General features: G+C 56.9%; 16 protein-coding genes. 12 read left to right on the top strand and 4 right to left on the bottom strand.

From position 1 onward, the window contains the following. Positions 1 to 331: 331 nt before the first annotated feature. The 4 genes from gudP (at position 332) to L362_RS08980 (ending at position 5597) form a co-directional block, all read left to right on the top strand. Positions 332 to 1687 carry a galactarate/glucarate/glycerate transporter GudP gene (gene gudP / locus L362_RS08965; protein ID WP_008499635.1) on the top strand — a complete coding sequence of 452 codons (1356 nt, stop codon included), beginning with the start codon at positions 332 to 334 and terminating at the stop codon, positions 1685 to 1687. Continuing rightward, entirely contained in the window at positions 1687 to 3027 is a 1341-nt protein-coding gene (locus tag L362_RS08970; protein WP_023344819.1) for an enolase C-terminal domain-like protein, read from the top strand. The genes gudP and L362_RS08970 overlap by 1 nt, the downstream gene beginning before the upstream one ends. A 15-nt stretch (positions 3028 to 3042) precedes the next feature. Further along, on the top strand, positions 3043 to 4380 hold the full coding sequence (gene gudD / locus L362_RS08975) for a glucarate dehydratase (protein WP_008499632.1): 1338 nt from the start codon (positions 3043 to 3045) through the stop codon (positions 4378 to 4380). 77 nt (positions 4381 to 4457) lie between these two features. Then, positions 4458 to 5597, top strand: coding sequence for a glycerate kinase (locus L362_RS08980; RefSeq protein WP_023344818.1), 1140 nt, complete (start codon positions 4458 to 4460; stop codon positions 5595 to 5597). Between the two features lie 89 nt (positions 5598 to 5686). Here the strand turns inward: L362_RS08980 and barA are convergent, their stop codons facing one another. Further along, complete coding sequence (gene barA / locus L362_RS08985) at positions 5687 to 8446, bottom strand: two-component sensor histidine kinase BarA (RefSeq protein WP_021241900.1); 2760 nt, start codon at positions 8444 to 8446, stop codon at positions 5687 to 5689. A 57-nt stretch (positions 8447 to 8503) separates the two neighbouring features. Here barA and rlmD point away from each other — a divergent pair, with 57 nt between their 5' ends. The 5 genes from rlmD (at position 8504) to eno (ending at position 16185) form a co-directional block, all read left to right on the top strand. Further along, positions 8504 to 9802: a 23S rRNA (uracil(1939)-C(5))-methyltransferase RlmD gene (gene rlmD / locus L362_RS08990; RefSeq protein WP_023344817.1), complete on the top strand. Its 1299-nt coding sequence runs from the start codon at positions 8504 to 8506 to the stop codon at positions 9800 to 9802. A gap of 51 nt (positions 9803 to 9853) precedes the next feature. Continuing rightward, positions 9854 to 12085, top strand: coding sequence for a GTP diphosphokinase (gene relA, locus L362_RS08995; RefSeq protein ID WP_008499628.1), 2232 nt, complete (start codon positions 9854 to 9856; stop codon positions 12083 to 12085). Positions 12086 to 12151: 66 nt separating this feature from the next. After that, positions 12152 to 12943 carry a nucleoside triphosphate pyrophosphohydrolase gene (gene mazG / locus L362_RS09000; protein WP_023344816.1) on the top strand — a complete coding sequence of 264 codons (792 nt, stop codon included), beginning with the start codon at positions 12152 to 12154 and terminating at the stop codon, positions 12941 to 12943. Positions 12944 to 13166: 223 nt separating this feature from the next. Beyond that, a complete protein-coding gene (gene pyrG, locus L362_RS09005) occupies positions 13167 to 14804 on the top strand; it encodes a glutamine hydrolyzing CTP synthase (RefSeq protein WP_008499626.1) in 1638 nt (545 codons plus the stop codon). Positions 14805 to 14886: 82 nt separating this feature from the next. After that, positions 14887 to 16185, top strand: coding sequence for a phosphopyruvate hydratase (eno, locus tag L362_RS09010; RefSeq protein ID WP_003862715.1), 1299 nt, complete (start codon positions 14887 to 14889; stop codon positions 16183 to 16185). 53 nt (positions 16186 to 16238) lie between these two features. On the opposite strand, the gene L362_RS09015 is transcribed toward eno, so the two are convergent. Beyond that, a complete protein-coding gene (locus L362_RS09015) occupies positions 16239 to 17348 on the bottom strand; it encodes an SDR family oxidoreductase (protein ID WP_008499625.1) in 1110 nt (369 codons plus the stop codon). Between the two features lie 358 nt (positions 17349 to 17706). Next, the gene (locus tag L362_RS09020; protein ID WP_021241902.1) at positions 17707 to 18531 is read right to left on the bottom strand and encodes a MurR/RpiR family transcriptional regulator; all 825 of its coding nucleotides are present in this window, start codon (positions 18529 to 18531) and stop codon (positions 17707 to 17709) included. A 165-nt stretch (positions 18532 to 18696) separates the two neighbouring features. Between L362_RS09020 and L362_RS09025 the strand changes: the two genes are divergently transcribed. Genes L362_RS09025 through queE form a run of 3 tightly spaced genes read left to right on the top strand, consistent with a single transcriptional unit; the run spans position 18697 to position 21689 of the window. Further along, positions 18697 to 20256, top strand: a complete 1560-nt coding sequence (locus L362_RS09025; protein ID WP_023294452.1) for a PTS transporter subunit EIIC — start codon at positions 18697 to 18699, stop codon at positions 20254 to 20256. Then, positions 20256 to 20963 (top strand): N-acetylmannosamine-6-phosphate 2-epimerase, encoded by a 708-nt coding sequence (locus tag L362_RS09030; RefSeq protein ID WP_023344815.1) that lies wholly within the window; start codon positions 20256 to 20258, stop codon positions 20961 to 20963. The genes L362_RS09025 and L362_RS09030 overlap by 1 nt, the downstream gene beginning before the upstream one ends. 54 nt (positions 20964 to 21017) lie before the next feature. Then, entirely contained in the window at positions 21018 to 21689 is a 672-nt protein-coding gene (gene queE / locus L362_RS09035) for a 7-carboxy-7-deazaguanine synthase QueE (protein WP_008499620.1), read from the top strand. Positions 21690 to 21777: 88 nt separating this feature from the next. Here queE and queD read toward each other — a convergent pair whose 3' ends face one another. Next, a complete protein-coding gene (gene queD, locus L362_RS09040) occupies positions 21778 to 22140 on the bottom strand; it encodes a 6-carboxytetrahydropterin synthase QueD (RefSeq protein WP_008499619.1) in 363 nt (120 codons plus the stop codon). Positions 22141 to 22301: the final 161 nt, after the last annotated feature.

The following is a 22301-nucleotide window of genomic DNA, read 5'->3' as shown; positions in this document are numbered from 1 at the left end:
TCTGCCCGGCGGCGCTTCGCTTGCGCGGGCCTGCGGGTTTTCCAGGCCGGGTCAGGCGTAGCTGCCACCCGGCATCACACCCCGCACCAAACGCCATTTCCGTGAACCACCTTCCACTCCTCTGGGCTTATGCCCTAAACAACCTCCCTCACGCCCTTTAATACTGTGTTTTTGCACGGTGAGGTGAAGAGGCACTCCTTCATATACTTTTTCGGTCACGATAAAACGGCTTCAGGCCGTACCAAAACGACAAAAACCAATCTCATTCTGCTTACCCTACCGGTGCTGTACAGAATGAACCAGGCGAAAGCTATGTTTCAGGAGTGCAACAATGAGTTCATTAAGCCACGCAGCGAGCAGCGCTGAAAAGCGCACCAATGCTCGCTACTGGATAGTGGTGATGCTGTTTATCGTCACGTCCTTTAACTATGGTGACCGCGCCACGCTGTCGATTGCCGGCTCGGAAATGGCAAAAGATATCGGCCTTGATCCCGTGGGCATGGGTTACGTTTTCTCCGCCTTCTCGTGGGCCTACGTCATCGGGCAAATTCCTGGCGGCTGGCTGCTCGACCGCTTTGGCTCGAAACGGGTCTACTTTTGGTCCATCTTTATCTGGTCTGCCTTTACCCTACTGCAGGGCTTCGTCGATATCTTCAGCGGCTTCGGCATTATCGTCGCGCTCTTCACGCTGCGCTTCCTGGTGGGCTTAGCGGAAGCGCCTTCCTTCCCGGGCAACAGCCGCATTGTGGCGGCCTGGTTCCCGGCGCAGGAGAGGGGAACGGCGGTGGCGATTTTCAACTCCGCACAGTACTTCGCGACGGTGATCTTTGCGCCCATTATGGGCTGGCTAACCCATGAGGTGGGCTGGTCGCACGTGTTCTTCTTTATGGGCGGACTCGGGATCGTCATTAGCTTTATCTGGCTGAAAGTGATCCACGAACCCAACCTGCACCCTGGCGTAAACAAAAAAGAGCTGGAGTACATCGCTGAAGGCGGCGCGCTGATCAACATGGATCAGAAATCCTCGACGGCGAAAGTGCCGTTCAGCCAGAAATGGGCGCAGATCAGGCAGCTTGTCGGCTCGCGCATGATGATCGGGATCTATCTGGGCCAGTACTGTATCAACGCCTTGACCTACTTTTTCATCACCTGGTTCCCGGTGTACCTCGTGCAGGCACGCGGCATGTCGATTCTGAAAGCGGGGTTTGTTGCCTCGGTCCCGGCCATCTGTGGCTTCGTGGGGGGCGTGCTCGGCGGGGTGATTTCCGACTGGCTGATGCGCCGCACGGGTTCACTGAACATCGCGCGTAAAACGCCCATCGTGCTCGGCATGCTGCTCTCCATGACCATGGTGTTCTGTAACTACGTCAATGCCGAGTGGATGATTATCGGCTTTATGGCGATGGCCTTCTTCGGCAAAGGCATTGGCGCGCTGGGCTGGGCGGTAATGGCGGATACGGCCCCGAAAGAGATCAGCGGCCTGAGCGGCGGTCTGTTCAACATGTTCGGCAACATCTCCGGGATTGTGACGCCCATCGCTATCGGCTACATCGTCGGTACCACCGGCTCGTTCAACGGTGCGCTAATCTACGTGGGTGTGCATGCGCTGGTGGCGGTCCTGAGTTACCTGGTGCTGGTGGGGGATATCAAACGCGTCGAACTTAAACCTGTTGCGGAGCGTGGCTGATGACAACGCAATTGAGCCCAACCGTCACCGAGATGAAGGTCATTCCGGTGGCCGGACAGGACAGCATGCTGCTCAATATTGGCGGCGCCCATAACGCCTGGTTTACCCGTAATATCGTCGTGCTAAAAGACAGCGCAGGGAATACCGGCGTGGGCGAGGCCCCTGGCGGAGAGGTGATTTACCAGACGCTGGTCGATGCCATTCCGCTGGTGGTGGGGCAGGAGATTGCCCGTCTGAACAGGGTGGTTCAGCGGGTGCATAAGGGCAACCAGTCGGCAGACTTTGAGACGTTCGGTAACGGTGCCTGGACGTTTGAACTGCGCGTCAATGCGGTCGCCGCACTAGAAGCGGCTCTGCTTGATTTACTGGGTAAGGCGCTCAATGTCCCGGTCTGCGAACTGCTGGGGCCCGGCAAACAGCGCGATGCGGTCACCGTGCTGGGCTATCTGTTCTACATTGGCGATCGCAATAAAACCGATCTCCCCTATCTGGCTCGCTCCAGGGGCGAACACGACTGGTATCAGTTGCGCCACCAGGAAGCGCTCTCCAGCGACGCGGTGGTGCGGCTGGCCGAGGCGGCGCAGGATCGCTACGGTTTTAAGGATTTCAAGCTGAAGGGCGGCGTGCTGCCCGGCGAGCAGGAGATTGAAACGGTCCGGGCGCTGAAAAAACGCTTTGCGGATGCTCGGATCACCGTTGACCCAAACGGTGCATGGCTGCTGGATGAAGCGATTAGCCTGTGCAAAGGGCTGGGGGATGTCCTGACCTATGCGGAAGACCCCTGCGGCGCGGAACAGGGCTTCTCGGGCCGCGAAGTGATGACCGAGTTCCGTCGGGCCACCGGGCTGCCGGTGGCGACCAATATGATCGCCACGAACTGGCGCGAAATGGGCCATGCGGTGATGCTCAACGCCGTCGACATACCGCTGGCGGACCCGCACTTCTGGACGCTCTCAGGCGCGGTCCGCGTGGCGCAGCTGTGCGATGAGTGGGGGCTCACCTGGGGCTGTCATTCGAACAATCACTTTGATATTTCGCTGGCGATGTTTACCCACGTTGGCGCGGCGGCGCCGGGTAACCCGACCGCCATCGACACGCACTGGATTTGGCAGGAAGGCGAAGCCCGCCTGACGAAAAATCCGCTGGAAATCATCAATGGCAAGATTGCCGTACCGGATGTGCCGGGCCTGGGCGTGGAGCTGGACTGGGATCGGATCCATAAAGCCCATGAGGCGTATAAAAAATTGCCGGGCGGCGCGCGTAACGATGCGGGCCCGATGCAGTACCTTATTCCCGGCTGGACATTTGACCGTAAGCGCCCTGTTTTCGGACGTCACTGATAAAAGGATTACACGATGAGTACTTTTACGACCCCTGTCGTCACCGCCATGCAGATCGTTCCGGTTGCGGGCCATGACAGCATGCTGATGAATCTGAGCGGCGCGCACGCGCCGTTCTTTACCCGCAACATTGTCATTATCAAAGACAATGCCGGCCATACCGGCGTGGGTGAAATTCCGGGCGGGGAGAAGATCCGCAAAACGCTGGAGGACGCCATTCCGCTGGTGGTGGGCAAAACGCTGGGTGAGTACAAAAATGTCCTCAACACCGTGCGTAACACCTTTGCCGATCGCGATGCCGGGGGCCGGGGTCTGCAGACCTTCGATTTGCGCACCACTATCCACGTGGTGACCGGCATTGAAGCCGCGATGCTGGATCTGCTGGGCCAGCATCTGGGCGTTAACGTTGCGTCGCTGCTGGGCGAGGGGCAGCAGCGTAGCGAAGTGGAAATGCTGGGCTATCTGTTCTTTGTCGGCGACCGCAAGCTGACGCCACTGCCGTATCAGAGCCAGCCGGATGAACAATGCGACTGGTACCGGCTTCGCCACGACGAGGCAATGACCCCGGATGCGGTGGTGCGCCTGGCGGAAGCGGCATACGAAAAATATGGCTTCAACGATTTCAAACTGAAGGGCGGCGTGCTGGCCGGGGAAGAAGAGGCGGAAGCCGTCACCGCGCTGGCAAAACGTTTCCCGCAGGCGCGTGTGACGCTCGATCCGAACGGGGCCTGGTCTCTCAATGAAGCGATTGCGATCGGCAAGCAGCTGAAAGGTGTGCTGGCCTACGCGGAGGACCCGTGCGGGGCTGAGCAAGGCTTCTCTGGCCGTGAAGTGATGGCGGAATTCCGTCGCGCTACGGGGCTGCCGACCGCGACCAATATGATTGCGACCGACTGGCGTCAGATGGGACACACCTTATCCCTCCAGTCAGTCGATATTCCGCTGGCTGACCCGCACTTCTGGACGATGCAGGGGTCGGTTCGCGTGGCGCAGATGTGCCATGAGTTTGGCCTGACCTGGGGTTCGCACTCCAACAACCACTTCGATATCTCGCTGGCGATGTTCACGCACGTCGCCGCCGCTGCGCCGGGCACGATCACTGCTATCGACACCCACTGGATCTGGCAGGAAGGTAATCAGCGTCTCACTAAGCAGCCGTTTGAGATCAAAGGTGGCATGGTGCAGGTGCCTTCCACGCCGGGGCTGGGGGTTGAGCTGGATATGGATCAGGTCATGAAGGCCCATGAGCTGTATCAGAAACACGGTCTGGGCGCGCGCGACGATGCGATGGCGATGCAGTATCTCATCCCTGACTGGACATTCGACAATAAACGCCCGTGCATGGTACGATAAACGCATTGGGACCGCTCCCATGAGCGGTCTTTTACGTGGTGTATGCTTAACGTAACGACTATGCGTAAGGATGGCTTATGAAAATTGTTATCGCACCGGACTCGTATAAGGAAAGTTTGAGTGCGCTTGAGGTTGCGACAGCGATAGAACGTGGTTTTCGCGAGATCTTTCCCGAGGCGGTTTACGTGAAGCTGCCGGTCGCGGACGGTGGCGAAGGGACGGTTGAGGCGATGATCGCGGCAACGCAGGGAAGCATTGTGCATGTTCCGGTGACCGGCCCGCTGGGCGAGCGCGTGGAGGGGTTCTATGGCTTGTCCGGAGATAAGCAGAGCGCCTTTATTGAAATGGCGGCGGCAAGCGGCCTGGAGCGGGTGGCGCCTTCGCAGCGTAATCCGCTGAAAACCACCTCCTGGGGCACGGGCGAACTGATTCGTCACGCGCTGGATGTGGGCGTTAAGCATATTATTATTGGCATTGGCGGCAGCGCTACCAACGACGGCGGCGCAGGGATGGTGCAGGCGCTGGGGGCGAAGCTGCTGGACGACAATGAACAGCCTCTTGGGCAGGGCGGGGGCGAGCTGGGAAAACTCGCGCGTATCGACCTGAGCGGGCTGGACAAGCGTCTGGCGGAATGCCGGATTGAGGTGGCCTGCGATGTAACCAATCCGCTTACCGGGAACGATGGCGCGTCAGCCGTATTCGGCCCGCAGAAGGGCGCCACACCCGAGATGATCGTCACCCTGGACAACGCGCTTGCGCACTATGCAAGCGTGATTGCCCGGGACCTGGATATCGACGTGCTGAACCTTGCTGGCGGCGGCGCGGCGGGGGGCATGGGCGCGGCGCTCTACGCCTTTTGCGGCGCGCAGCTGCGCCAGGGCATTGAGATCGTGACCGATGCGCTACACCTGTCCGACCAGGTGGCCGATGCGGATCTGGTGATCACGGGGGAAGGCCGCATTGACAGCCAGACGATCCACGGCAAAGTCCCGGTGGGGGTGGCAAAGGTGGCAAAACGCTTTAACAAACCCGTTATTGGCATTGCAGGCAGCCTGACGGCGGACGTTGGCGTGGTACACGATCACGGCATTGATGCCGTGTTTAGCGTGATCTACACCATCTGCACGCTGGAAGACGCGCTGGAAAATGCCGGCGAGAACGTCAGGATGGCCGCAAGGAATATCGCGGCGGTGCTGAAAGTGGGGCAGGCATTTTAGCTGTGATTGCCGGGTGGCGGCTTCGCCTTACCCGGCCTACGTTAGTGCACCTGTAGGCCCGGCAAGCGTAGCGCCACCGGGCTTTTACCTCAGCTCCCCAACACCTTCATCGCTTCGCGCGTCACGTTATCCATTTCATCCAGCAGCTCCAGGAACTCCGGTTCAAGCTCCGATTCCGGCGTGCCCGCACGCAGCTGCTGCTCCAGCAACTGACAGAGGTTTTTCAGCCGCGGTACGCCGCTGTACCCGCAGCTGCCGTGCAGCTTGTGGATTGCGTCCAGCAGATCTTCCGGGTTTTCACCCACCAGCTGCTCTTCCACCTTGTTGCGAATTTCTGGCAGAAACGCGACCAGCATTTGCAGCATGTCGCGGGCCAAATCGGGTTTACCTGCCGCCTGGCGCAGCGCGAGCTGCCAGTCAAAGGTGGCGTTCTGATTAACGCTTATCTCAGCCTGCTCGCTGGAAACCGTGTACGTTCCGCCAATATGACCCGGCTTATAGCGCAACAGCAGGCTATGAAGTTTCTCTTCATCGATGGGCTTCGCCAGGTAATCATTCATCCCGGCGCTCAGCAGCTTCTCCTTCTGGCCCGCCATCGCGTGCGCGGTGACAGCAATAACCGGCGTTTGCTGCTGATGCGGCAGCTGGTGGATCAGCTCGCACGCCCGGATGCCGTCCATGCCCGGCATCTGAATATCCATCAGGATTAAATCGAACTGCATCTGCTTAGCCTGTTCAACCGCCTGCGCGCCGCTGGTGCACAGCTCCACATGCTGAACCTGGTCCTCAAGCAATGCGCCAATGAGCTTCAGGTTGGCCGGATTATCATCCACCGCCATCACGCTCATCGGCAATTTTTGCTCATCGTTAATCAGCGGAAGGGCATGCTGGCTAAGACGGCAATATTCCGTGAGGGCTGGCAGCAAACGGGTTGCGGTCAGTGGTTTCAAAAGGCACGCGGCCGCGCCGTCGTTTTTCAGTTCTTCCGCGTTGAGCTGCCCATGGCACGGCAGAGCCAGCAGCAGGTAGTCGGTCATCGACGCGGCTTTCGCCAGGCGCTCCTGCTGCATGGTCAACTCGCCGGTGAAGGTGACCGGAATGCCCATCAGCAGAATATCGTAATGCTCTACGGCAAGCGCCGAGAAGGTGGGGCTGTAGACCACCTCCAGCGGCGTGGTGCTTAAGATGTCGAGCGTACACTGCGCCGCCGCAGCGTTAGGTTCAACGTAGGCCAGACGCTTGCCTTTCAGGCAGTCCGTCACCGGGCCATCGGTCAGCACGTTCGGATTAAGGTCCAGATTAATGTGGAACCAGAAGGTTGAACCGCGGTTTGGCTGGCTGTGGAATGAGATATCGCCGCCCATCTCGTTCACCAGACGCTGGGTGATCACCAGCCCCAGACCGGTACCGCCATGACGGCGGGAGATGCTGGCGTCCGCCTGACGGAACGCCTGGAACAGACGCGACTGGTCGCGCTCCGGAATACCGATGCCGGTATCGCGGATCTGGACTTCAATCTGGACCTTATTGCTGCTGATCGAGCGTTTCTCTACCAGGATGTCGATATTACCGCTTTCGGTGAACTTAATGGCATTCCCGACAAGGTTGGTTATGACCTGCTGCAGGCGCAGCGGATCGCCAATAACGTTATCCGGCACGTCGTTTTTAATGTTAAGCGTCAGCTCCAGGCCTTTGTCGTGCGATGAGTGCGCGAGCAGCGTCACCACCTCATCCAGCGTGCTGCGCAGCGGGAAGGGGATACTCTCGAGGATCAGCTTGCCCGCCTCCAGCTTGGAGAAGTCCAGCACGTCGTTAATGATCGCCAGCAGGTTGTTGGCCGAGCGTTCAATGGTGTGCAGGTGATCCCGCTGAGTGGGGTTGAGCTCGCTTTTCAGGGTCAGACGGGTAAAGCCGATCACGCCATTGAGCGGCGTGCGCAGCTCGTGCGACATATTGGCAAGGAATTCCGATTTAATACGCGCCGCTTCCTGAGCGCGCTTTTTCGCCAGATCCAGCTCAACGTTCTGGATCTCCATCTGCTCCAGCGTTTCGCGCAGGTCGGACGTCGCCTGGTCAACGTTGTGCTGCATCTCTTCGTGATACGCCGCCAGCGACATCGCCATCGAGTTGATGCCGTTTTTCAGCATATCCAGCTCGCCCAGCATAAACCCTTCCACACGGCTGTCGAGCTGTCCCCGGCGGATGCGGTCAACCGTGTTAACCATGTTGCGGATGGGACCCGTCACGTCGCGCATCAGGCGCCAGCCGAAGATCAGCGCAATGCCGATGCAGAACAGCATCATCACGCCGGAAATGAAGATCTCTTTGTACTGCTGTAGCCGGACCGACTTGAGATCCAGCTCCAGCGCCACATATCCCAGCATATTATTGCTGGATTTGGCGTCGGACTGCGCAGACTCATCGGGGGAATAGCTTTCCGACACGATCGGCGTGCGCAGGATCATGATATCGCCGCGCCGCAATACGGTGAGGTGGCGCGGGAACGGCGTACCGTCAGGGATCTTCAGTGCTGCCGGATCGAGATGAAAGTTTGAGGTCACAAACAGGCGGTTATGTTCGTCGTAAACGGAAATGGCGCGTACGATGTCCGAGTGGCGGCGGTGGAGTACGCTGATTAACTGCCCAATGGATTCGCGGTTTTGCAGGTTCATGCCGTACTCGCTGGAGACGGCAAGCGGTTCGATAATGCTGGCGCCTGCATCTTCCAGCTGTCGCTGCAAATCGTTATAGCGGTGCACCACAAAGAAGATACTCAGCAGCAAACCGATGAGAACGGTGGGGGCGAGGATCAAAATCATCATGCGCGCGCGCAGGCTGTAGTTGGTCATGGCGTTCCGTTATGGGACAATTAAGATAATTATGGTTATGTGAGAAAAATCTCGGCGATGGCGCAATTCTACTCTGCAAAGCGACGCGTGACGACGCGTCAAATCATCACTGTTGAGGCCACGGACCTCGATCCGTTTGGCCAGGGAGTGGCACGCCACAATGGTAAGGCTCTGTTTATAACAGGTTTACTGCCAGCAGAACGAGCAGAAATTACGCTGACGGAAGATAAACGCCAGTTTGCGCGCGGGCAGGTTAAGCGTCGCCTCAGCGATAGCCCGGAGCGTGTGGCACCCCGCTGCCCCCATTTTGGCGTGTGCGGCGGCTGCCAGCAACAGCATGCGAGCACAGAATTACAGCAAAAAAGCAAAAGCCGCGCGCTGGCGCGTCTGCTCAAACATGACGTTAACGAAATTGTTGCCGATGAGCCCTGGGGCTATCGTCGTCGCGCGCGCCTGAGCCTCAGCTATCAGCCAAAAACGGAGCGGCTGGAGATGGGGTTTCGCAAGGCCGGCTCCAGCGACATCGTTGACGTGAAGCGGTGCCCCATTTTGGTGCCCCATCTTGAGGCATTGCTTCCGGAAGTGCGCATCTGCCTCTCCGGGCTGGACGGCGTACGCCATCTTGGGCACGTCGAACTGGTCATGGCAAACAATGGCCCGCTGATGGTGCTGCGCCATACCGCGCCGTTGTCGAAGAAAGATCGCGAAAAACTGGAACGCTTTTCGCATTCCCACGACCTGGCGCTTTTCCTTGCACCACAAAGCGAGATACTTGAACAGGTTACCGGTGAGGCGCCCTGGTATGCGTCAAACGGGCTACGCTTAACGTTCAGCCCGCGGGATTTCATTCAGGTCAATGATGGCGTTAACCAGCAGATGGTGGCGAAAGCGCTGGCGTGGCTGGACGTTCAGAAAAGCGACCGGGTGCTCGATCTGTTCTGCGGAATGGGCAACTTCACGCTGCCGCTGGCGCAAGAAGCGGCCAGCGTCGTCGGTGTGGAAGGCGTTGAGGCGCTGGTGGCGAAAGGGCAGGAGAACGCGCGGCAGAACGGCTTGCAAAATGTGACATTCTTTCATCAAAATCTTGAGGACGATGTCACCCAACAGCCGTGGGCAAAGCAGGGCTTCGATAAAATTTTGCTCGACCCGGCGCGTGCCGGTGCCCCGGGCGTGATGGCACATATTATTAAACTCGCGCCAAAGCGTGTGGTCTATGTTTCCTGTAACCCGGCAACGCTTGCCCGGGACAGCGAGGCACTGCTCAGCGCGGGTTACCAGATTCAGCGTCTGGCAATGCTGGACATGTTCCCGCACACTGGGCATCTGGAATCGATGGTGTTGTTCGAGCACATCTAATTTGTTTGGCTTGTCGACTTCGACAGGCCCTGGTCCCTAAAGGAGAGGACAATGGTTGCGGTAAGAAGTGCACATCTCAATAAAGCTGGGGAGTTTGACCCACAAAAATGGATCGCAAGTCTGGGAATTTCCAGCCAGCAGTCGTGTGAACGCTTAACCGAAACCTGGGCCTATTGTCTGCGCACCACGCAGGGGCATCCCGACGCCGATCTTCTCCTGTGGCGAGGCGTGGAGATGGTTGAAATCCTGTCCATGCTGAACATGGACATCGAAACGCTGCAGGCCGCGCTGCTCTTCCCCCTCGCGGATGCGGACGTGGTCAGCGAAGACGTGCTGCGCGACAGCGTCGGAAAATCCGTCGTCGCGCTGATCCACGGCGTGCGCGATATGGCAGCCATTCGTCAGCTCAAAGCCGCGCATACGGATTCCGTCTCCTCAGAGCAGGTCGATAACGTTCGCCGGATGCTGCTGGCCATGGTGGATGATTTCCGCTGCGTGGTCATCAAGCTGGCCGAGCGTATTGCCCATCTGCGAGAGGTGAAGGATGCGCCGGAAGACGAGCGCGTGCTGGCTGCCAAAGAGTGTACAAACATCTATGCGCCGCTGGCGAACCGGCTGGGGATTGGTCAGCTGAAGTGGGAGCTGGAAGATTACTGCTTCCGCTATCTGCACCCGGCGGAATACAAACGGATTGCCAAACTCCTGCACGAGCGCCGCATCGACCGCGAGCATTATATCGAGGAATTTGTCGGCGGCCTGCGCCAGGCGATGAAAGAAGAGAACGTGCGCGCTGAAGTCTACGGTCGACCAAAGCACATCTACAGCATCTGGCGCAAAATGCAGAAGAAACACCTCGCCTTTGACGAGCTGTTTGACGTGCGCGCCGTGCGTATCGTGGCGGAGCGTCTGCAGGACTGCTACGCCGCGCTGGGGATAGTGCACACGCACTTCCGCCATCTGCCCGATGAGTTTGACGACTATGTCGCCAACCCCAAACCGAACGGCTATCAGTCAATCCATACCGTGGTGCTTGGCCCTGGCGGTAAAACGGTCGAGATTCAGATCCGCACCAAACAGATGCACGAGGACGCCGAGCTGGGCGTTGCAGCGCACTGGAAATACAAAGAAGGCACGTCCGGCGGGGCGCGTTCAGGCCACGAAGACCGCATTGCCTGGCTGCGTAAGCTGATTGCGTGGCAGGAAGAGATGGCCGATTCCGGCGAGATGCTCGACGAAGTGCGCAGCCAGGTCTTTGACGATCGCGTCTACGTCTTTACCCCGAAAGGGGACGTTGTCGACCTGCCGGCCGGCTCTACGCCGCTCGATTTTGCCTACCACATCCATAGCGATGTGGGGCACCGCTGCATCGGGGCGAAAATTGGCGGGCGTATCGTACCGTTCACCTATCAGCTGCAGATGGGCGACCAGATTGAAATCATTACCCAGAAGCAGCCGAACCCGAGCCGGGACTGGCTTAACCCGAACCTGGGGTATGTCACCACCAGCCGCGGGCGCTCGAAGATTCACGCCTGGTTCCGCAAACAGGATCGAGACAAGAATATCCTTGCCGGCCGCCAGATCCTTGACGACGAGCTGGAGCATATCGGGATCAGCCTGAAAGAGGCGGAGAAATTCCTGCTGCCGCGCTACAACTTCAACGAGCTTGATGAGCTGTTAGCGGCGATTGGCGGCGGTGATATTCGTCTGAATCAGATGGTGAACTTCCTGCAGGCGCAGTTCAATAAGCCAAGCGCGGAAGAGCAGGACGCGGCGGCGCTGAAGCAGCTGCAGCAGAAAACCTACGCGCCGCAGCAGCGCAGCAAAGACAACGGCCGCGTGGTGGTCGAAGGTGTCGGTAACCTGATGCACCACATTGCCCGCTGCTGTCAGCCAATCCCAGGCGACGATATCGTTGGCTTTATCACCCAGGGGCGCGGAATTTCGATTCACCGTTCCGACTGCGACCAGCTTGCCGAGCTGCAGTCCCATGCGCCGGAGCGCATCGTGGAAGCGGTCTGGGGCGAGAGCTACTCCGCCGGCTACTCGCTGGTGGTGCGCGTCACTGCCAACGACCGCAGCGGCCTGCTGCGCGACATCACGACCATTCTCGCCAACGAGAAGGTCAACGTGCTGGGCGTCGCCAGCCGCAGCGATACCCGCGAGCAGCTTGCCACCATCGATATGACCATCGAAATCTATAACCTGCAGGTGCTGGGCCGCGTGCTCGGCAAGCTGAACCAGGTGCCGGATGTGATTGACGCGCGTCGTCTGCACGGCGGCTAAACATCCTCTTCCGTAGGCCGGGTAAGGCAACGCCGCCACCCGGCATTTTTTCATCAGGACAGTATTATGACTCAAATCGACCGCCTGCTCGGCATCATGAAACGCCTGCGCGACCCGGAAAACGGCTGCCCGTGGGACAAAGAGCAGACTTTCGCCACCATCGCCCCGTACACCCTTGAAGAGACCTACGAGGTGCTGGACGCGATTTCCCGTGAAGATTTTGACGACCTGCGCGGCGAGCTGGGCGATCTGCTTTTCCAGGTTGTGTTCTACGCGCAGATGGCGCAGGAAGAGGGGCGCTTTAACTTTGACGATATCTGCGCTGCCATCAGCGACAAGCTTGAGCGCCGTCATCCCCATATTTTCGGTGACGCTACCGCAGGGACCAGCAGCGAAGTCCTGGCCCGCTGGGAGCAGATCAAAAGCGCCGAGCGGGCAGAAAAATCCCAGCACTCCGCGCTGGACGACATTCCGCTGAGCCTGCCCGCGCTGATGCGCGCGCACAAAATCCAGAAACGCTGCTCCGCCGTGGGGTTTGACTGGACCTCACTCGGCCCGGTGCTGGATAAAGTGCACGAAGAGATTGACGAGGTCATGCACGAAGCGCAGCAGGCGGTGGTGGATGAAGCAAAGCTTGAGGAAGAGATGGGCGATCTGCTGTTTGCGACCGTCAACCTTTCTCGCCACCTGGGTGTAAAAGCGGAAACGGCGCTGCAAAAAGCCAACCTGAAATTCGAGCGCCGCTTTCGCGAAGTGGAGCGGATTGTCGCCTCGCGAGGCCTGGAAATGAGCGGTATTGACCTCGACGCGATGGAAGAAGTCTGGCAGGAAGTAAAGCGCCAGGAATCTGATCTCTAACGAAATTTTGCGATCAAGCGCAATTTGTGTGATTTTTTAAATGACAAGCGCTTGATTTGCGTCAAAAACATTTACCCAAAAGGGGCTATTTTCTCACTCCTTATGTTTGTCATGGCCTGGAATGGAGACGGAGAATGAAAGTTTGTGGCGCTCGCCGTGTTCGGGTATACTACTTTCCCGTCCTGGTTATTCCATCGTTTCACCCTAACTTCTCAGGTTCAGCATGACAACGAACTATATTTTTGTGACCGGCGGGGTCGTATCCTCTCTGGGTAAAGGCATTGCCGCAGCCTCCCTCGCAGCCATTCTTGAAGCCCGTGGCCTCAATGTGACCATGATGAAACTGGATCCGTACATCAACGTCGATCCTGGCACCATGAGCCCAACCCAACACGGGGAAGTGTTCGTTACTGAAGACGGCGCTGAAACCGATCTGGATCTTGGCCACTACGAGCGTTTCATTCGTACCAAAATGACCCGTCGTAATAACTTTACGACTGGCCGCATCTACTCTGACGTTCTGCGTAAAGAGCGCCGTGGTGACTATCTGGGCGCGACCGTGCAGGTTATCCCACACATCACTAACGCCATCAAAGAGCGTGTCCTTGCCGGTGGCGAAGGGCATGACGTTGTGCTGGTTGAAATCGGCGGTACCGTGGGTGATATCGAATCCCTGCCGTTCCTCGAAGCGATTCGTCAGCTGGCGGTAGACATTGGTCGTGAACACGCGCTGTTCATGCACCTGACGCTGGTGCCTTACATGGCGGCGGCAGGTGAAGTGAAAACCAAACCGACCCAGCACTCTGTTAAAGAGCTGCTCTCTATCGGTATTCAGCCTGACATCCTGGTTTGCCGTTCCGATCGCGCCATTCCGGCGAACGAACGTGCGAAAATTGCATTGTTCTGTAACGTGCCTGAAAAAGCCGTTATTTCAATGAAAGATGTCGATTCCATTTATAAAATCCCGGGCCTGTTGAAATCACAGGGTCTCGACGATTATATTTGTAAACGATTCAGCTTGAACTGTCCGGAAGCAAACCTGTCTGAATGGGAACAGGTTATTTACGAAGAAGCCAACCCGGCAGGCGAAGTGACTATCGGTATGGTCGGCAAGTACATTGAGCTGCCGGATGCCTATAAGTCCGTGATCGAAGCGCTGAAACACGGTGGTCTGAAGAACCGTGTCTCCGTGAACATCAAGCTGATTGATTCGCAGGATGTTGAAACGCGTGGCGTTGAAATCCTGAAAGATCTGGATGCTATCCTTATCCCTGGCGGCTTCGGCTACCGTGGTGTAGAAGGCAAGATCGCCACCGCGCGTTATGCGCGTGAAAACAATATTCCATACCTCGGCATCTGTCTGGGTATGCAGGTTGCGCTGATCGAATTTGCGCGCAACGTAGCGGGAATGGAAAACGCGAACTCTACGGAATTTGTGCCAGACTGTAAGTACCCTGTTGTGGCGCTTATCACTGAATGGCGTGATGAAGACGGTAACGTCGAAGTCCGTACCGAGAAGAGCGATCTGGGTGGCACTATGCGTCTCGGCGCACAGGCCTGCCAGCTGACTGACGATAGCGTGGTTCGCAAGCTGTACGGCGAGCCGGTCATCACCGAGCGCCATCGTCACCGCTATGAAGTCAACAACATGCTGTTGAAACAAATTGAAGCTGCGGGTCTGCGTGTTGCGGGCCGCTCCGGGGATGATCAGTTAGTCGAGATCATCGAAGTGCCAAACCATCCGTGGTTTGTCGCCTGCCAGTTCCACCCGGAATTTACTTCAACGCCACGTGACGGGCATCCGCTGTTTGCAGGCTTCGTGAAGGCCGCCAGCGACTACCAGAAGCGTCAGGCGAAGTAAAAAAAGTTAGAACGGCAACGCGTACCTTTGGTACGCGTTGTTTGTCTGGAGTTTTAGTTTAACTTGTACTGAGGAAAATCTAATGTCCAAAATCGTTAAAGTCATCGGTCGTGAAATCATCGACTCCCGTGGTAACCCGACCGTTGAAGCCGAAGTTCATCTGGAAGGTGGTTTCGTCGGTATGGCAGCTGCTCCATCAGGTGCTTCTACCGGTTCCCGCGAAGCGCTGGAACTGCGTGATGGCGACAAATCCCGTTTCATGGGCAAAGGCGTACTGAAAGCGGTTGGCGCTGTTAACGGTCCTATTGCTCAGGCTATCGTTGGCAAAGATGCCAAAGATCAGGCTGGCATCGACAAGATCATGATCGATCTGGACGGTACTGAAAACAAATCTAACTTCGGTGCGAACGCAATCCTGGCCGTTTCCCTGGCGAACGCCAAAGCGGCTGCGGCGGCTAAAGGTATGCCACTGTTCGAGCACATCGCTGAACTGAACGGCACCCCAGGCAAATACTCCATGCCTGTACCAATGATGAACATCATCAACGGTGGTGAGCACGCAGACAACAACGTTGATATTCAGGAATTCATGATTCAGCCAGTTGGCGCGAAATCCCTGAAAGAAGCAGTACGTATGGGTTCTGAAGTGTTCCACAACCTGGCTAAAGTTCTGAAAGCTAAAGGTATGAACACAGCTGTGGGTGACGAAGGTGGCTATGCGCCAAACCTGGGTTCTAACGCAGAAGCACTGGCTGTTATCGCAGAAGCGGTAAAAGCAGCGGGCTACGAGCTGGGCAAAGACATCACCCTGGCGATGGACTGTGCAGCATCAGAATTCTACAAAGACGGTAAATACGTTCTGGCTGGCGAAGGCAACAAAGCGTTCACCTCCGAAGAGTTCACTCACTTCCTGGAAGACCTGACCAAACAGTACCCAATCGTGTCTATCGAAGACGGTCTGGACGAGTCTGACTGGGCTGGCTTCGCATACCAGACTAAAGTACTGGGCGACAAAATCCAGCTGGTGGGTGACGACCTGTTCGTAACCAACACCAAGATCCTGAAAGAAGGTATCGAGAAAGGCATCGTTAACTCCATCCTGATCAAATTCAACCAGATCGGTTCCCTGACCGAAACGCTGGCTGCGATCAAAATGGCGAAAGACGCTGGCTACACCGCGGTTATCTCTCACCGTTCTGGCGAAACTGAAGACGCGACCATTGCTGACCTGGCTGTGGGTACCGCTGCTGGCCAGATCAAAACGGGTTCTATGAGCCGTTCTGACCGTGTTGCTAAATACAACCAGCTGATTCGTATCGAAGAAGCGCTGGGCGAAAAAGCACCATACAACGGTCGTAAAGAGATCAAAGGCCAGGCATAATCGCTTAAGCCTTAACATGAAAATGCCAGTCGAATGACTGGCATTTTTTTTGGCTATTTAAAATCGACCGCCATTTGCTCTGGAATGGTCAGCCCCCGGGTGGTTTGCACGCAGCGGGCAATATAATCCGTAAACCGGGGTGGCTTCGGCATCCCCATGCTCAGCAGCTTATCGTTGCTGAATCGCACGTTAAGCGTGGCAAACGCACCGTATAACCGCATGGCTCTCAGCATCAGACGTTCGTTGCACGGGCCAAAAATCGTTTTCAGTTCACGGCGCATTCTGACCAGCGTTTCGTAGCTGACCTGCGCGTACTTATCGCCGACGGGTGCTTTCTCCAGCGCCTGCGCCATCGCATTATCAATATCCGCAAAGCGAACGCTGTTCTCTTCTCCGGCCGAAATGTGTACCACTTCCCCCGGACGCGCGTTGCTGTTGAGCAGCATTAACAGCGCGTCGGCACAATAATCCACCGGGACAACGTCGATCCGGTCCTCCATCGAGCACATAAACTTCTGCAGCATCAGGCCCATGCTGAAGACCCAGAAAATACTGCTCGAGGGCGTGCAGCCGTGGCGGGTATGGCCGACAACGATGGATGGACGGGCGATGAGCAGCGGCAGGTTCGGACATTCCTGGCGCATCAGCTGTTCGATGGTTGACTTCGAAAACGTGTATTCCACCAGGTGTTCAGCATTCTCTCTGAATTCGGCGCTTTCGGCGACCAAGGAATCCTGCTCCGGCGTACATGACATTGCCGTGCCCACGTGGAGGAAGCGTTGTAGCGTTGAAACCTGCTCCATGCGGCGCGCCAGTGCCAGCGTTCCTTCCACGTTGACCTTCCAGATGAGCGGGTTGTTACCAAATGAGGCAACAGCTGCACAGTTCACGACATGCGTGACCTGGTCCAGACGCGGATCGTTCAGGAAGGCTTCAGGCTGGCTGAGATCGCCAATGAGGATATTGTCCACGCTCAGAGTGGCCAGTTTGTCCTCAGGAACGTTGAACTTGCGCATGTTCTCCAGCACGCGCTCCAGCCCGCTCTGCGGATCGCTGGCACGCGCGAGCAAAAGCAGTTTTACGGATTGATCGCTGGTCAGAATTTTTTCCAGTACTGCACCGCCCAGAAACCCCGTCACGCCTGTAATCATTAACATCTTCATTAATACCGTCTCATTATGATTGATGAGGCGGATTGTAGGCGTGCAAAAGTAAACGGCATTTAAATAATAAAACGCCGAAATCGACAGCATCTTAAGCTTATTTTAAGGAAAGGAATTCAGGTGGAGATATTGGACATTACAGGCAGGGTGAAAATTCAATTTATTAAAATGAATATTTCAATATTATGATTTTAAAGTCCTTTTTGTGGCGCTCATCGGATGGTGAACTTAATTCGAAATGTAATAAATATAATACTTTGTTACACCAAACATTTACCGGATAAATGATTTAAACACCACTTAACTTAAATCAGGCGACATTAAGCGCAGGCTATTTTATTTAGCCTGCGAAGGGTTTTTAGAGTAACAGAGGAAGCGTGGCGCTGGCCGTTTGCTGGCTAACGTCGCCGTAACGGCCATCCAGCGCAATCATGGACGTGGTCAGCAGTTCGACCAGCAGCATGACCCCAACTTTGGCATTGAGCGCGCCCGCGCTAAGCGGCCCCTCTGGCTTGGCGGCCACCAGCTGCATGTCGCTCAGGGACGCCAGCGGGCTACGAGGCGTATTGCTGAGTGCCAGAACCTTAGCGCCGCGCTTGCGGGCAAGCTTCACCACGTGGAGTAGATCTCGCGTTGAGCCGGAACTGGAGATTGCCACCACCAGCGTCTCTTCCGAAAGCGTTGTCGCATTCATGGCCGCGCGGTGCATATCGCTAAACAGCTGTGCAGGTTTGCCCAGCCGCAACAGCTTGTAGTGCAGATACTCCCCGAGGATCGCGCTGGCCGCAACGCCATAAATCTGCACCGACTGCGCCTGATGCAGCGCCAACGCGGCCTTTTCAAGCAGCGTGCGGTCAAGGAGCCGGGCGGTGTCCTGCAAAGCCTGCACCGACTCATCCACGACGTTATCAATCTCATCCCCCGCCTGACGCGCGGGCTGCCCCTGCTGAATATCCAGCGCAAGCGCCATTTTAAATTCGTTATAGCCCTTGCAGCCCAGCGTGCGGCAAAGACGCGTCACGCTGGCCTCGCTGGTGTGGCTCTCGCGCGCCAGTTCGGTGATCGTCAGGTAGAGCACCCGGGCAGGATCGCTGAGAACAAACTCACCGAGTTTTTGTTGTGTTGGGCTGTACCCGGAAGCCTCCTGGCGTAGCTTCAGCAGCAGGTTTTCATGGTCTGACATGCTCGATCCTTAATGCGTTTCTCTGCGACTAGTGTGGCGGAAAGCGGGGGAAGGATGCCAGTCATTTCGAAAAAGTATGATCGTCGTCCTGGTTTTTGATGATAATTTTCACCGTTTAAAATTAATATGGTAAAAATTTTCATCTATTAATGGGGGGATGAAAAAATGATGCAAATATTCAGTGGGGCTTCTTCAGGGGGATGGTTTGAAAAAGCGCAGCGCTTTGGCAAATCCTTTATGTTGCCGATTGCCGTGCTGCCTGCGGCAGGTCTGCTGCTGGGGATAGGCGGCGCGCTATCCAATCCCAACACGCTGGCGGCCTATCCGTTTTTAGACGTGAGCTGGCTGCAGGCCATTTTCACCATCATGAGCAGCGCAGGATCAATCGTATTTGCGAACCTCTCGGTGCTGTTTGCGGTTGGGGTCGCCGTCGGGCTGGCAAAAAGCGATAAGGGCACGGCGGGGCTGGCGGCGCTTCTCGCGTTTCTGGTGATGAATGCCACCATCAACGCGCTGCTGATCCTCACCGGCAAACTGGCGCATGAGAACCCGGGTGCGGTGGGGCAGGGCATGACGCTGGGTATTCAGACGCTGGAAACCGGCGTCTTTGGCGGCGTGGTGATTGGGCTGGTAACCTGCGCGCTCCATCATCGGTTTAACAAGATTGCACTTCCGCAGTTCCTGGGCTTTTTTGGCGGCTCGCGCTTTGTTCCTATCATCAGCTCGCTGGCGGCGATACTCGTCGGTGCGCTCATGACCGTGGTCTGGCCGCATTTCCAGAAGCTGATTTTTGGTCTCGGCGGGCTGGTGGATGCGACCGGCTATCTGGGCACTTTGCTGTACGGCTTCATTTTACGCATGCTGGGTCCGTTCGGTCTGCACCACATCTTCTATCTGCCTTTCTGGACCACGGCGCTTGGCGGGAGTGAAATCGTCAACGGCCATCTGGTTGAGGGCACACAGCGGATCTTCTTCGCTCAGCTGGCTGACCCGAACACGCAACATTTCTATGAGGGCACGTCACGCTTCATGTCCGGGCGCTTTATTACGATGATGTTTGGCCTGCTCGGGGCGTGCCTGGCGATGTACCACACGGCAAAACCCGAGAACAAAAAACGCGTTGCCGGGCTGCTGCTTTCTGCGGCGTTAACCTCGTTCCTGACCGGGATTACCGAGCCTATCGAATTCTCGTTCCTGTTTATTGCGCCGGTGCTCTACGTCATCCATGCGCTGTTTGACGGGCTGGCATTCATGCTCGCGCACATGCTGCATATCACCATCGGGCAAACCTTCTCCGGCGGTTTCATCGACTTTGTGCTGTTCGGCATTTTGCAGGGAGAAGCCAAAACCAACTGGATGTTCGTTCCGCTGGTCGGCGTACCGTGGTTCTTCCTTTACTACTTTACCTTCCGCTATCTGATTAATCGCTTTGATTTCGCGACGCCAGGTCGGGAAAAGGAGGCGATGGCTGATGAGGTCAGTCTGCCGCAAAACGAACGCGCAGCCGCGGTGATCGCCGGATTAGGCGGAAAAGAGAATCTGGACGAGGTGGACTGCTGCGCCACGCGTCTTCGCGTCACGGTTAAAGACGGCAGCAAAGTGAATGAGTCGGCACTGAAAGCCACCGGGGCGCGCGGCGTTATCGTGCGCGGCAACGGCGTTCAGGTCATTTATGGCCCGCACGTCACGATTATCAAAAACGAAGTGGAAGAGATCTTATCGTAATGAAAACTGTACTGGATACCCTGAAGGGAAAACTGGTCGTCTCCTGTCAGGCGCTGGAAAATGAACCGCTGCACAGCCCGTTTATTATGTCGCGCATGGCGCTGGCTGCGGCACAGGGCGGGGCTGCCGCCATTCGCGCGAACAGCGTGGTGGATATCGAGGCCATCAGGCAGCAGGTGTCTTTGCCGGTCATCGGCATCATCAAACGGGATTATCCCGAAAGCGAGGTGTTTATCACCGCGACAATGAAAGAAGTGGATGAGCTCATGAGCGTCTCGCCGGACATCATTGCGCTTGATGCGACGGCGCGGTCACGTCCCGGCGGAGAATCTCTGGAAACGCTGGTCTCGCGCATCCGCGCACGTTATCCCGCGGTGCTGCTGATGGCGGATATCTCCTCCGTGGAGGAAGCCGTGACGGCGCAGGCGCTGGGCTTCGACTGCGTCGGCACCACGCTTTACGGCTACACGGCGGAAACGGCGGGCCATTCACTTCCGGAAAACGACTGCACCTTCCTGAAGGCGGTGCTGGCCGCCGTGACGGTGCCCGTGGTTGCCGAAGGCAACGTGGATACCCCCGAGCGTGCGGCCAGGTGTCTGGCGCTGGGCGCGCATACGGTGGTGGTCGGCGGCGCGATCACCCGTCCCCAGCAAATCACGGAGCGGTTTATGGCGGCGATTGACGCGCAAAGCACCGATGGAGCATGACCATCCGGCGGGGATCTGCGATACTTATCGTTTATCCCCTTTACTGAGATGACTATGCAGTACCCGATTAACGAGATGTTCCAGACCCTGCAAGGCGAGGGTTACTTTACCGGCGTTCCCGCTATTTTCATTCGTTTACAGGGATGCCCGGTTGGCTGTGCCTGGTGTGATACCAAACATACGTGGGATAAGCTCGCAGATCGGGAAGTGTCGCTGTTTAGCATTCTGGCGAAAACCAAAGAGAGCGATAAGTGGGGCGCGGGCAGTGCCGAAGATCTGCTCGCCATCATTGGTCGTCAGGGCTGGACGGCGCGTCACGTGGTGATCACCGGCGGTGAACCCTGCATCCACGATCTGACGCCGCTGACCGAGCTGCTCGAAAAGAACGGCTACAGCTGCCAGATTGAGACCAGCGGCACCCATGAAGTGCGCTGTTCACACTCTACCTGGGTGACGGTATCGCCAAAAGTGAATATGCGCGGCGGGTATGACGTGCTGTCTCAGGCGCTGGAGCGCGCGGATGAGATTAAGCACCCGGTAGGACGCGTGCGTGATATCGAAGCGCTGGATGAACTGCTGGCCACGCTGACGGACGAAAAGCAGCGGGTCATTGCCCTGCAGCCTATCAGCCAGAAAGACGATGCAACGCGCCTGTGCATTGAAACCTGTATTGCGCGCAACTGGCGCCTGTCGATGCAGACGCACAAGTATCTGAATATCGCCTGAAAAAAAGCCCGGTGGCGCGAGCGCTTACCGGGCCTGGGTTTCGAGGCGATTGTAGGCCGGGTAAGGCGAAGCCGCCACCCGGCAAGCATCACTCGCCGCGATACACGCAGCCTGCCGTACAGGTCTCTTTGATCATCACCGCGCTCAGCAGCGGTACCCGCGGTTTCATCTGATCCCAAATCCATTTTGCCAGCACCTCGCTGGTCGGGTTTTCAAGGCCCGGGATCTCATTCAGGTAGTAGTGATCCAGACGATCGTAGGTCGGCTTAAACGCCGCCTTCAGCTCGGCAAAATCCATGATCCAACCGGTATGCGGATCAACTTCACCGGTGATCTCAAGACGCACCATGAACGAATGCCCGTGCAGACGGCCACATTTATGCCCTTCAGGGACATGCGGAAGGTGGTGGGCGGCTTCGAAGGTGAAATCTTTAAACAGTGTGGTGGACATGATCGCTCTCAGTAATGCGGAAAAAACCGCCGCATAGTACCGGAAAGCACAATTTTTAGCATTAACTAAAACGGCTCTGAGCGGCAACCGCCTCGTATATGGGGTGTTTATCGCTATTTCTTCTTATATTTCAAATAATTATTTAATCGGTTTTATCGCTA

Origin of the sequence: Enterobacter sp. MGH 16 (genome assembly GCF_000493175.1) — a bacterium.
In the GTDB taxonomy this organism is placed as follows: Bacteria; Pseudomonadota; Gammaproteobacteria; order Enterobacterales; family Enterobacteriaceae; genus Enterobacter; species Enterobacter roggenkampii.
The sequence above is the reverse complement of the archived record's forward strand: the minus strand, read 5'-3'. Positions and strand labels throughout refer to the sequence as shown.